Here is a 12,712-nt window from a genome sequence, read left to right as displayed (position 1 = left end):
GAAGATAAAATGAACTATCAAACAATATTATTTGACGTAGATGATACATTACTTGACTTTCAATTAACCGAAGCAAAGGCCTTAAACGAATTGTTTGCAGAACAAGGAATCGAACTGACTCCTGAAGTGAGAACAAGTTACAAAGCATTGAATCATCATTTGTGGCGTGAATTTGAAAAAGGAAATATGACAAGAGAAGAAGTTACAGGCAATCGTTTTGGATTATTATTCCAACAATTTGGGAAGACCGTTGATAGCGCAGCAATGGAAAAGCGCTACCGTCACTATTTGAATCAAGGACATGATTTGATCGAGGGTAGTCATGAACTGCTTCAAGCACTAGAAAATCAAGCAGACCTCTATATCGTGACCAATGGTGTATCGAAGACACAATACCAACGTTTGACTGATGCGAAGATGCTAGGATATTTCAAACAGATTTTTGTTTCTGAAGATGTCGGCGCACAAAAACCGATGAAGGCATTCTTTGACCATGTATTCTCTCATATCCCAAATTTCGAAAAAGAAAAAACAGTGATTATCGGTGACTCGCTCACTTCTGATATTAAAGGTGGAAATGCTGCTGGGATCGATACGATTTGGTTCAATAAAAATAAATTGCCTGAGATTCCTGAAATCAAACCTACTTATCGAGTAGATTCACTAGCTGAGCTTTATCCTCTTTTGGAAATAGACGTACATTAATTTTCAGAAAAATATAGCATTTTCGTGTTTTTTCGCTATAATAGATTAGAATGAAAAAACGGATATGAAAGAGGTTTTAGTCAATGACAAAAAGCAAGCCAATTATCATTGGTGTGACGGGTGGATCTGGAAGCGGAAAAACAAGTGTTAGTCGCGCAATCTTCAATAATTTTCCAGACCATTCCATCATGATGCTTGAACAAGATTCTTATTATAAAGATCAAAGCAATTTAAGCTTTGAAGAACGATTGAATACGAATTACGATCATCCCTTTGCCTTTGATAATGATCTGCTGATTCAGCATGTAGAAGAACTACTGAACTATAAAGCCATTGAAAAACCAGTCTATGATTATGTTGCACACACAAGAAGCCAAGCAACGATCATTCAAGAACCGAAAGAAGTAATTATTTTAGAAGGCATCTTAATTCTAGAAGACGAACGCTTGCGCGAGTTGATGGACATTAAAGTCTACGTTGATACAGACGATGATATTCGCATCATCCGCCGAATCAAACGAGATATGGAAGAACGTGGCAGAACATTGGATTCGGTCATCGAACAATATTTGACAGTGGTCAAACCGATGTATCATCAATTTATCGAACCGACCAAACGTTACGCAGATATCATCGTGCCTGAAGGCGGCGAAAATCACGTTGCTATCGATTTGATTACGACTAAAGTTGCTAGTTTTTTAGATCATAAATAAGTTGTAGCGAGGATAAGAACAGTTGTATGTACTGGAGCAGTGAATCTGTCAGAAATAGTTCTGAGGGGTTGCTGATTGGATTTAGGATAGAGTGATAGATGGCTCTCTTAAATTCTTTACCAGTCAACTGTTTTTTTATTTAGAAAAAAGTAGGATTATACTTAAGATGGTGGAGAGACTATTTATGGTAAAGAAAGCAAGTATACACAAGTACATACAGGTTATCCCGATTATCGGTTTCGTGTTTTTTCTAGTATTGGTTCTGTACGGATACCGACATGGTATTTTTCAGTCAACGGATTCTTTACAGAAATTTTTTCAACAATTTGGCCAATTCGCGGTAATCATGTTCATCTTTTTCCAAGTTATCCAAGTCATTATCCCTATTCTGCCAGGCGGTATTTCTTCTGTAGCAGGAATGTTGATGTTTGGCAACGGATTTGGTCTGCTTTATAGCTGTATCGGTTTAGTGATCGGGGAGGCAATTGGTTTTTTGCTTGTTCGCTATTATGGCGTAAGTTTTGTTCAACTTATCCTTTCACCGAAAAAATACCAGAAATTTGATCAATTATTGACACGAAGAACAAAAGATATCAAAAAAGTATTGATTGTCACGCTGTTATTACCTTTTGCACCTGACGATCTTATCTGTCTTGTCGCAGGCTTGACAAAATTGACTTTCAGAGAATACATGCAGATCGTTATTCTTTTGAAGCCATGGTCTGTTGGGATCTATAGTATGATCATGCTGTTTTTATTTCATAAAGCGCAAGGCAGCTTATAAGAAGGGAAGAAAACGATGTTAGAAAAAGTCAAAGTTACGCAAAATGAACTAGAAGAACTAGTCGCAGTTATCCAAGAAGTCTGGCCGGAAGCATTCATTCCAATCATCGGGCAAGAACAGGTGGACTACATGTTAGCGACCTATCAATCAAAAACACAGATCGAGAAGGAATTAGCTACTGCTGTTAATTATTACTTGTTGAAAGACGAAGGCGAAACAGTTGGCTATACAGCATATGAAGTGATTGATGGAAAAATCTACTTGAGCAAATTGTACCTACTAAGCAAAGTACGAGGAAAAGGACTGACATCTGCAATTTTTCGTTGGTATGAAGAATTAGCAACCGAACAAGGGCTGCATGAAATCTTTTTACGCGTAAATCAAGAAAATACCCAAGCTATTGCAGTTTATCAACACCAAGGATTTGAAATCGAAGAAGAATTGATTTCCGATATTGGCCGAGGATTTCAAATGGTGGATTACAAAATGAAAAAAACACTCGCATAAATGGTGAGGGTGTGTTAAAGTAGCTTCATGCGACGGGTCGAGAAGGCCTCTGGGTTACAGATGCGCCTGATTGATTTTGGAGGCACACGATAAGTTAATTATCACTTGCCGGAATGCAAGGGTGTCGGACAAGACTTTTGTGGAGAAGGGCTTGTCTGCTTAAAAACAGCTGTTTTTAAGCACCAGTAAGTAAAAGCCGATCAACTCAACAAAGATAAGTGCGAATTTTGAGACGTTACTGTTTCAGTCATACTTATTTGAGTGATCGGCTTTTATTTTTATGTATCAAAAAAATATACCTGTACATACCATTATGTAGAGTCAGTTCTAAACTTAGTATCAGGACATTCTATGGCTGAGAGCATAGTGATCACAGCTTGTGCGATTTACTATGTAATAATCTAACCAATAATTTTTATAGAGACTATATTCTGCCGTATAAGCGGTAGGTTTTTTCATAGTTTCATTTTTTCCCTACTTTTGTTTTTAGTCTATGATGAGCACGATATCCATCACGGTAAATTGTTTGTTTTCAGGGTCATAGATCGACCATAAAAATGCCCCGTCGTCTTCTCTGCCATCATTATAGATATTTGTAAAGTCGTTGTTCCATTGGTAGATCACTAAATTCTTTTTATCAGGGAATAAGAGATCATTGACTTTCCAAAAGTCTTTGCGTGTTCGCTGTATACCAACGTAGCTAAGAAAAGTTGATTCATATTCTCCATCTTCCGCGAAAAAATTTTCCGGTGGGAGTGCCACAGCTTGTATCATTTGAGAATTCACGCGAATAGGGAATCCATTATAAGAATCAAAAGAAGGAACATCCATGTAGACAAGTTTTACGTCTGCGGTTAATTTATATAATTGAGGAAATCGTTTAACTGCGGCTTCCCAACTTTTTCTATACCCTATTCGTTCCCGTATGATTCTTGCTCTATATTGTTGCACGGGTTCGCCGTATATGGGAAAACCAGTGGCTTCTTTTGTTATCATGTCAGCTTTAATCTCGGCATCGATCCTCATCTCCATGGCTTGCTTTATTTCAGGCGTCAAAGTGATCTCTACTTCTGGTACTTGATCTAGCTTTTGTTTTAATCCTGGTACGAGATGAGGTACTTGGATTGACCATTTCCGATTCATATACGTGAAGTAAGCCAAGACGGCTTCTTGATGGCTGGTGCACCTCTTGTAATTTTTTTCTGTAAAAAAAGCGCACTCTACAGGTTCGATTAAACGATCATTGAATTTATAATAAAAGGTTTCTTTTTCTAACAGTTCCATGTTTTCACGCTCCTTACGATTATTTACGTATCTACGCTGTTTTTTCATTTTGCCATGAAGCATCGTCCAGTAAAGGCAGTCTTTAAAACTCCCTTTTTCCTAAAAAAGAAATTTGTGAAAGGTATTTTTTCTATTTATACATAGGACGATTTTTTAATGTGGTTGAAGGGAGATGCTTAAAGGCATGGAAGACTAGTGTTTGAAGGAGCCAGTTTCGTTCAACTTTTTTCAGTATAAAAAAATTTGATTTCAAAACCTCGGTTGAGGTTTTGCTAGTAACGGTGTTTGATTATTTTATAAAATTGGTTTCTGCTACAATTAATGCTAGAATGATTTTAAATTATAAAATTGAATAAGTAGCTAAGGAGCTTTTTTTATGTACGAAAAAATCAAACAATTCGGTCGTAATTTTACGCAAACTACGCCGTTTATTTTAAGTAATACGGTCATTTTGATTCCGTATCTTTTATTTTTAAGCTTAAGCGATGGTAATGGCTGGCTGTCCATTTTGCCATTTACGCTTTTTTATACGTTTCGCATGACGGGACTATTTTTAATCAGTAGTCTGCAGTTTGGATTGGATAGCTATACTTTATTGATGATCTCTTTACTGATGGGAGGAGCAGGCTCGCTATTAGGTATTCTAGGAGTCATCTATTTTCCTTTGTTTTATTTATCAAGTATTTTATTGGGCTTGAGTGTTTCGTGGATAGTTCCGGCAAATATTACTGTGAATGCGCATGAAAAACATCAGGGATTTACGAACATGACAGCCAACAAATACCCGTTTGCTATTCTATTATTGATTTTGCTGTTTCGCTCGATTGCTCTTCCTGGTACTACGCAGATCGTTGTGACACTAGCTATCTATACCTTGTTTTATATCATGGCTTACCATACGGTTAGACATTATCCGCGGTATGAATTAGATTTCAAGGACATCAAATCCAATTTAGTAGCAACCAAAGAATTTGTCCTCTTTATTGGTTTCTTCATCCTTTTGTTTTTGCTGCGTAACGCGCGATTACTAGTTGATCCTGAACTGTTCGATATTGCGGTTTATGGTTTTTTATTGTTATTTGTTTTGGCAGCCTTTTATTTAGGCAGGGCGAAGAAAAACTGGAAGCTGCCAACATGGATGAATCTCTATACCTTTTTAAATGGCATGCTAGGCAATTTCTTGTTTTTATTCAGTACGATCTACGTAGGAAGAGTCTATGGTTTTGATCGCTTGGCAATTGATATGTACTTGCCATATATTGCAGGAATGATTTTAGCAAAACTCATTGGCAATAGGTTGTTACGAGGTTTCTCAGCTACACCGCTTGTTGTCCAACTTGCTGGTCTCTTTCTTTCATTGCTCGTTCTTTTAGTGCCGTATGGATTTGTTCCAGGGCTGTTTTTACTCAGTTTTTGGCATGCGGTTGCTAGCAGTTGGCTGAACCACGAATATTATGAGATTGAAACAGAAATTCCAATGGACCGCAGAATCATCACAAAATTTACTACTCAAAACAAGGGAAGTGTGACGCATCAATTTTTGTTGATGGTTTGGATGTTGGTCATTGCTCGCTTGATGGGTGAGCCAGTAGCTTTGCTTTTGCGATTAACAGGAAAATTAAGTGTGACAAGTTCAAGTGTTCAATTAATGACTTATGCTAAATGGGGAAACGTGGGCCTATTGTTGTTAGGCGTTATCACAGTCTATTTACTATGGAAGCGAGATGAAAAACATGCGCCTATTCATTGATGGAGATGGATCACCAGTCAAAGAGGATGTCATTGATTTAGCCAGCAAAAAAAAGCTTGAAGTAGTGATTGTGACAAGTGTCGATCACTATACTACAAAAGAATATCCCTCAAATGTGCAACTTGTGTATGTTGATCGTGGTACAGATAGTGCAGATTTTAAAATCGTGGGTTTGATTCATCGAGGAGATTTTTTAGTCACCCAAGATTATGGTCTGGCATCACTCGTTTTGCCAAAAGGTGTACGAGTCTTTCATCAATCTGGAAAAGAATTTGATGAAAGTAACATTGGTTCACTTTTAGAGCAACGGTATCACAGTGGGAAAATGAGAAAAGCTGGTCTGCGAACTAGAGGGCCCAAACCCTTTACGAAAGACGACCATGCAGCTTTTCGGCTTGCATTTGAGCAAGCATTGGCGGAAAATAGTTGAAATTAAACATGAGGTCGAGACAAAAGTCGTTTCGGTTTGAGAAATTGGAAAGAAAAACGAACAATACGTTTTTTGTATTGCTCGTTTTTTTGTATGGAGATTATTTTTTTCTTTTCTTATACAACTGGATCAATGAATCGATGGCTAAGAAGATAATGACTAACGCAGCGATCGCATAGGTACAAATCCCTAAGATGGAGATGACATTGAAACGATCATCTGGTGCGGCTTGTACTAAAAGTGAGGCTCCTACGATCAATGCAGCAAGGATCACGCCGAAAACGATCCGATTGACCATGTTTTCTATACGATTTAATAGATCTTCTTGCTTTTTGATTTCTAAATTCACTTTTCCTTGCCCTGAGGTCCATATCTCAAGTAGATGATGCAGTTGCTGGGGAAGTTTCGGTGCAGTTTTCAACCCGCTTAATAAGTCTAATCCCGTTTTCTTCAACGTTTCTTCGATTTCTAAATGAGTGAAAAAATAATTCTGAGCAAATGGTGTGGCAATCTCCATCAATGACATTTCAGGATCTAATACACGAATCACACCTTCTAATGTACTAAAAGCTTTGAGTAATAGAGTGATATCACGATCAAACTGTAAATTATTTTGGTGACAGATCACGACAATCTGGGTAAAGACCTCTTGGATCTCGATTTCTTCGATGGGAGAATCGGTATATTGCTCAAGAAAGGTAGCTAGTTCTTGATGAAAATTACTTTCATCAAAAGGACCTTCCTGTTGGCAAAGCCGTAAAACAGCTTTTTCAATACGATAATTATCTTTTGTGTATAGCGCAATGACAGCTTCTGTCAAGCGTTGGCGAAGAGTCAGCGATAGCTGGCCCATCATACCAAAATCAATATAGTTCAGCGCATAAGGTGCGGCTTGTTTCGTGACACGAGAAGTAGCTGTTACGCTGATTGAATGAAATTCTTTTTGGCGTTTTTTTGTTTCGGTTGTTTGGTTGTGACTCAATTCATCTTGGGTCAATACATGGAATAGAATATTTCCAGGATGAGGATCTGCATGGAAAAAGCCATCATCGAACACTTGCTTCATAAAATTTTCGACTAATAATTTTGCGATGCTTTGTTTTAATTGCTGATTTTCATACCCTTCAATGAGTGGTGGTTCATCAGCTGTTATGTTCATTAAATGGTTTAAATTTTCTCCAGGCATTGCCTCCATCACGATCACTTTTTTCGAACAAAAAGCTTCATAGATTTTTGGACTGCGAATCTCTTGCCAATGGTCATTCTTTTCATAAAATAATACGCCATTCTTACTTTCTTTAAAAAAGTCCAATTCATTCGTCAACGAACGTCGTACTTCTTGCAGCACACCATTCAAATCTACTACGCTAGTTTCAGGAATGTATTTAATCAAAGGAAGAGCTCTTTCAAAAAGTTGCAGATCCAACATGATCTCTTCAGCAATATTTGGATGTTGGACTTTAACGACCACAGTGTCGCCATTTTTTAACTTTGCGTGGTGTGCTTGACCCATAGAAGCTGAGGCAAAAGGAGCTTTGGTAAATTCTTCAAAAATATCTTCGATCAATAAGTCCAACTCTGATTCGATTGTTTTTTTTACGGTTAGATAGCTATCACTAGGGACACTATCCTGTAAGGTTTTGAACGTTTTTGTAAACTTAGTTGAAAGCAAGTCGTCACGTACAGATAACATTTGACCGATTTTGATAAATGTTGGTCCTAATTCTTCGAAGGCAGTTTTCACCTGTTCAGGATTTTTTTGCTGGACAAAGTTAGGAACGACATTATATTTGATAAATATTTTGATGATTTCTGCTAAACGGCTACGAGAAGTTGATTTTGACATGTAACTCACTCCTTTCTATTATCATAACTGGAAAAGAAAAAAGGAACAACTAACTTGACGGTATATTTTACAATCCCTCAATCGAATTTTTCTAGTCAGCAAATCATCATTATTAGACAAGAATCTAAAAAAAGTGAGGATCTATTTCTTGCATTTTTTCCTACGATTCAACACGAAACGCTTCTTTCACAACCATCTTTTTTGTGCTAGAATATGAAATAAATCACTGAATGATTTAGAATACAGGAGGACAATCTTTTGAAGATTACTTTACTATATGGCGGACGCAGTGAAGAACATGATGTTTCGATTCTTTCAGCGTTTTCAGTCTTGAATGCTATTTATTATGCGTATTATCAAGTGCAACTTATATTTATCAGTAAAGATGGTCAATGGGTCAAAGGACCATTGTTAACAGAAAAACCAGCCAGCAAAGATGAGTTGCATCTGACTTGGGATCCAAGTGGAAAAGTAACAGACGGCTTTACTGGAAAGGTGATCAATCCTGGAGAAATCAAAGAAGAAGGAACGATTGTTTTCCCAGTTCTGCACGGACCAAATGGAGAAGATGGCACGATCCAAGGATTTTTAGAAACATTGAATTTACCTTATGTGGGCGCGGGTGTGTTGACGAGTGCATGTGCTATGGACAAGATTATGACGAAGTACATTTTACAGGCCGGGGGAGTGCCACAAGTTCCTTATGTCCCAGTATTGAAAAATCAATGGAAAGAAAATCCTAAAAAAGTTTTTGATCAATGTGAAGGCTCTTTGCTTTATCCGATGTTCGTCAAACCTGCGAATATGGGATCAAGCGTAGGGATATCCAAAGCGGAAAATCGGGAAGAATTACAAAATGCGTTAGCGACTGCATACCAATATGATTCACGTGCAATCGTTGAACAAGGGATCGAGGCTCGTGAGATCGAAGTTGCAGTCCTTGGAAATGAAGATGTACGCACCACGTTACCTGGTGAAGTAGTAAAAGATGTGGCTTTCTATGACTATGATGCAAAATACATCAATAATAAAATCGAAATGCAGATCCCTGCTGAAGTTCCAGAAGAAGTGTATCAAAAAGCACAGGAGTATGCGAAACTTGCCTATACGATGTTAGGCGGAAGTGGCTTGAGCCGTTGTGATTTCTTCTTAACAAATAAAAATGAGCTTTTCTTAAATGAATTGAATACAATGCCTGGATTTACTCAATTTAGTATGTATCCTCTACTATGGGAAAACATGGGCTTAAAATACGGAGATTTGATTGAAGAACTGATCCAACTAGGAATCAATCGATTCAACCAACGTCAAAGTTTTTTTGAAGTAAATAAATAAAACCAGAATGAAGCTGGATCAAGTGTCAACTACGCTTGTTCTGGCTTTTATATGCGAAAAGGAAGGTTTTCATGAAATTAACGATACAAGAAATTGCGCAAGCAGTCGGTAGCGGGAATGAGGAATCAGGTAAGATAACTGGAGTGGAATTTGATAGTCGTAAAATCAAAGCCGGTGATCTATTTGTCCCCTTAGCTGGAGCAAGGGACGGGCATGAATTTATTCAGCAAGCAATTGAACAAGGTGCTTCGGCTACGCTGTGGAGCAAAGAACCAGCAAAAGCTCCGCAAGGAATTCCAGTGATCATTGTAAAAGATACATTAGTAGCAATGCAGGATCTAGCTAAATACTATTTAGAGAAGGTTGGCGCGGATGTTATCGCGGTGACTGGGAGCAATGGCAAAACAACTACGAAAGATTTAACTGCATCAGTATTATCGCAAAAATTCCATACGTATAAGACGCAAGGAAATTACAATAATAATATTGGTTTGCCTTACACCATCTTGCATATGCCTGATGAAACAGAAAAAATCGTTTTAGAGATGGGGATGGATCATGCTAATGAGATCACTGCGCTTTCTTTGTTAGCCCACCCTAAAGTTGCGGCAATCACGATGATCGGAGAAGCGCATATCGAAAACCTTGGTTCTCGAGAAGGAATCGCTAAAGCGAAGATGGAGATCGTAGATGGGCTTGCATCGGACGGTTTATTGATTATTCCAGAAGCAGAGCCGCTATTAAAACCACTCACAAAGAATTTGACACAACGTGTGCAAACATTTGGGATTGGTTCAGGAGATGTCGATGCCACTGTTGAAAAAGAAGAAAAGACAGAAACAAACTTTAAAGTAGCAAACGACTACTTTATGATCCCTCTTCCAGGTAGTTATAATGTGACCAATGCGCTGATTGCTTATACAGTAGGCCGCTTTTTTGGGTTATCTATTGAAGAAATCCGTCTTGGTTTAGCAAATGTCTCTGTGACACAAAACCGTACAGAATGGCTGATAGCAGGTAATGGTGCCTCCATTTTAAGTGATGTCTACAATGCCAATCCAACCGCCATGGGCTTAGTTCTGGATACTTTTGGTCAACTCCCCTCTGAAGGCAGACGAATCGCTGTGCTTGCAGACATGCTTGAGTTGGGACCAGATTCCTTGCAGATGAATGCAAGCATGAGTGAACATATCAAGCCCGATAAGTATGCTGTAGTCTTTTTGTATGGGCAACAGATGCGCGCATTGAAAGAAGCCTTAGAAAAACAATATCCCACATTATCAGTCGTTTATGTTGAAAAAGAAAAAGAAGAATTGATCAAAGCAATCAAAGAAGAATTGCACCCTGAGGATAGTATTCTATTAAAGGGGAGCAATAGTATGAAACTGAATGAAGTCGTTCAACAGCTATTGGAAATGAAATGATGAACTGTAAACTTGCAGAAAATGAAAAATCATGCTAAAATAACCTATTGCCGAAAGATGAAGAGAAATTGGACTGGTTTTATCATAATGTAAATTGCTAGAGCCAGATGTCATAATAATGATAAAGCTGAACGCGACCCGTTTGGCTTTTCTAATGCCTAAACTTCGCAAAGTGATTTTTCGGTGGTGCCACAGGGGCTAAGAATGGATAAAAACGTGCGTGGCCACTGTCAAAAAGAACCAAACACTTTGACCGAACAATCGACGGGGTAGCAAAAATTAAGCTACATCCTCAGTTAACAAACATATAGGAGGATTCATTTGAAATTTAAAGAACTAGAATTATCACCAGAATTATTGAAATCAGTAGAGCGTGCAGGCTTTGAAGAAGCAACACCAATCCAGTCAGAAACAATTCCTTTAGCATTGTCTGGAAAAGACGTGATCGGACAGGCACAAACAGGAACTGGTAAAACGGCTGCTTTTGGTTTGCCAATGTTAGAAAAAATCGATACAAATCGTAACGAACTACAAGGATTAGTTATTTCACCAACTCGTGAATTGGCAATCCAAACACAAGAAGAACTTTACCGTCTTGGCCGCGACAAACGCGTACGCGTGCAAGCTGTCTATGGTGGAGCAGATATCGGCCGTCAAATCCGTGGATTAAAAGATCGTCCACATATCGTTGTCGGTACACCAGGACGTATGTTAGACCACATCAACCGTCACACATTGAAATTAGGGACTGTTGAAACACTAGTATTAGACGAAGCAGACGAAATGCTGAATATGGGCTTCTTAGAAGATATCGAAAGTATCATCTCTAGAGTGCCTGACCAAAGACAAACATTATTGTTCTCAGCAACGATGCCTCCAGCGATCAAAAATATCGGCGTGAAATTCATGAAAGATCCAGTGCACGTGAAAATCAAAACAAAAGAAATGACTGCTGATTTGATCGATCAATACTATGTACGTGCAAAAGAATATGAAAAATTTGACATCATGACTCGTTTGTTTGATGTACAATCACCTGAATTAACGATTGTTTTCGGGCGTACAAAACGACGTGTGGATGAGTTAGCTCGTGGACTAGAAGCTCGTGGCTATCGTGCAGAGGGAATTCACGGAGATCTTTCACAACAAAAACGTATGAGTGTATTACGCTCATTCAAAGGCGGACATCTAGACATTTTAGTTGCCACAGACGTTGCGGCTCGTGGACTAGACATCTCAGGTGTGACGCACGTGTACAACTATGATATCCCTCAAGATCCAGAAAGTTATGTTCACCGTATCGGTCGTACAGGGCGTGCCGGAAAAGGCGGAATGTCAGTAACTTTTGTTACACCAAACGAGATGGATTATCTTCATGTCATTGAAAACTTAACGAAAAAACGTATGACTACATTGCGTCCTCCTACTGAAAAAGAAGCATTCAAAGGACAACTAGGCGCAGCAATCGAACAAATCGAAGCAAAATTGGAAGAAAATGGGTTAGACAAATATCTTCAAACAGCTGATAAGCTTTTAGAAGAATATTCTGCTCAAGATCTAGTAGCGTTGTTATTAAAAACAATAGCAAAAGATCCTTCAGACGCAGTCCCAGTTAAAATCACACCAGAACGTCCATTGCCTATGCAGAAAAAAGGCTACAACAAGAATGGTAAACGTGGTGGCGGTAATAACCGTAATCGCCGTGATAATGGGAATTATCGTGGAAACAAATCTAAAGGTGGATATAACAAAAACAGTAGCCACCAAAAAGATGGCGGTAAACGTCAAAACGATAAAAAACGTGGTTTTGTGATTCGTACAAATAATGATTAATAACAAAATGAAAGTTTCTCTTTTTTAAGAGAAGCTTTCATTTTTATTATTTCTATACATATTGGTGGTAAAATAGCGAGAATTTGGTAGAATGAGAGTGT

Annotated in this window: 11 protein-coding genes; 9 read left to right on the top strand and 2 right to left on the bottom strand. The window is 38.3% G+C overall.

Features of this window, described 5'->3' with window-relative positions; genetic code table 11:
- Positions 1-9: 9 nt before the first annotated feature.
- The 4 genes from DVW83_RS01600 to DVW83_RS01585 all read left to right on the top strand — a co-directional run bounded on the left by DVW83_RS01600 (position 10) and on the right by DVW83_RS01585 (position 2,709).
- Positions 10-705 carry a YjjG family noncanonical pyrimidine nucleotidase gene (locus tag DVW83_RS01600; RefSeq protein WP_005875340.1) on the top strand — a complete coding sequence of 232 codons (696 nt, stop codon included), beginning with the start codon at positions 10-12 and terminating at the stop codon, positions 703-705.
- 83 nt (positions 706-788) lie between these two features.
- Positions 789-1,418: a uridine kinase gene (gene udk, locus DVW83_RS01595; RefSeq protein WP_005875342.1), complete on the top strand. Its 630-nt coding sequence runs from the start codon at positions 789-791 to the stop codon at positions 1,416-1,418.
- 184 nt (positions 1,419-1,602) lie between these two features.
- Complete coding sequence (locus DVW83_RS01590; RefSeq protein WP_104661549.1) at positions 1,603-2,202, top strand: TVP38/TMEM64 family protein; 600 nt, start codon at positions 1,603-1,605, stop codon at positions 2,200-2,202.
- Between the two features lie 15 nt (positions 2,203-2,217).
- Positions 2,218-2,709 carry a GNAT family N-acetyltransferase gene (locus DVW83_RS01585; protein ID WP_104661548.1) on the top strand — a complete coding sequence of 164 codons (492 nt, stop codon included), beginning with the start codon at positions 2,218-2,220 and terminating at the stop codon, positions 2,707-2,709.
- A gap of 486 nt (positions 2,710-3,195) precedes the next feature.
- Here the strand turns inward: DVW83_RS01585 and DVW83_RS01580 are convergent, their stop codons facing one another.
- Entirely contained in the window at positions 3,196-3,993 is a 798-nt protein-coding gene (locus DVW83_RS01580) for a hypothetical protein (RefSeq protein ID WP_104661547.1), read from the bottom strand.
- 376 nt (positions 3,994-4,369) lie between these two features.
- Between DVW83_RS01580 and DVW83_RS01575 the strand changes: the two genes are divergently transcribed.
- Together DVW83_RS01575 and DVW83_RS01570 are read left to right on the top strand one after the other, a co-directional pair.
- Positions 4,370-5,743 carry a hypothetical protein gene (locus DVW83_RS01575; protein ID WP_104661546.1) on the top strand — a complete coding sequence of 458 codons (1,374 nt, stop codon included), beginning with the start codon at positions 4,370-4,372 and terminating at the stop codon, positions 5,741-5,743.
- Positions 5,727-6,173: a YaiI/YqxD family protein gene (locus tag DVW83_RS01570; protein ID WP_104661556.1), complete on the top strand. Its 447-nt coding sequence runs from the start codon at positions 5,727-5,729 to the stop codon at positions 6,171-6,173. Before DVW83_RS01575 ends, DVW83_RS01570 begins: the two co-directional genes overlap by 17 nt.
- Before the next feature lie 100 nt (positions 6,174-6,273).
- Here the strand turns inward: DVW83_RS01570 and DVW83_RS01565 are convergent, their stop codons facing one another.
- Entirely contained in the window at positions 6,274-8,019 is a 1,746-nt protein-coding gene (locus DVW83_RS01565) for an ABC1 kinase family protein (protein WP_104661321.1), read from the bottom strand.
- Between the two features lie 258 nt (positions 8,020-8,277).
- On the opposite strand from DVW83_RS01565, the gene DVW83_RS01560 reads away from it, so the two are divergent.
- The 3 genes from DVW83_RS01560 (at position 8,278) to cshA (ending at position 12,611) form a co-directional block, all read left to right on the top strand.
- Positions 8,278-9,354, top strand: a complete 1,077-nt coding sequence (locus DVW83_RS01560; RefSeq protein WP_005875355.1) for a D-alanine--D-alanine ligase — start codon at positions 8,278-8,280, stop codon at positions 9,352-9,354.
- Positions 9,355-9,425: 71 nt separating this feature from the next.
- The gene (locus tag DVW83_RS01555) at positions 9,426-10,778 is read left to right on the top strand and encodes a UDP-N-acetylmuramoyl-tripeptide--D-alanyl-D-alanine ligase (RefSeq protein ID WP_137238928.1); all 1,353 of its coding nucleotides are present in this window, start codon (positions 9,426-9,428) and stop codon (positions 10,776-10,778) included.
- Between the two features lie 321 nt (positions 10,779-11,099).
- Positions 11,100-12,611, top strand: coding sequence for a degradosome RNA helicase CshA (cshA, locus tag DVW83_RS01550; protein WP_104661319.1), 1,512 nt, complete (start codon positions 11,100-11,102; stop codon positions 12,609-12,611).
- Positions 12,612-12,712 lie beyond the last annotated feature (101 nt).

The sequence above is a fragment of the Enterococcus sp. VV15 genome, from assembly GCF_005236045.1.
Classification (GTDB): domain Bacteria; phylum Bacillota; class Bacilli; order Lactobacillales; family Enterococcaceae; genus Enterococcus_B; species Enterococcus_B durans.
The sequence above is the reverse complement of the archived record's forward strand: the minus strand, read 5'-3'. Positions and strand labels throughout refer to the sequence as shown.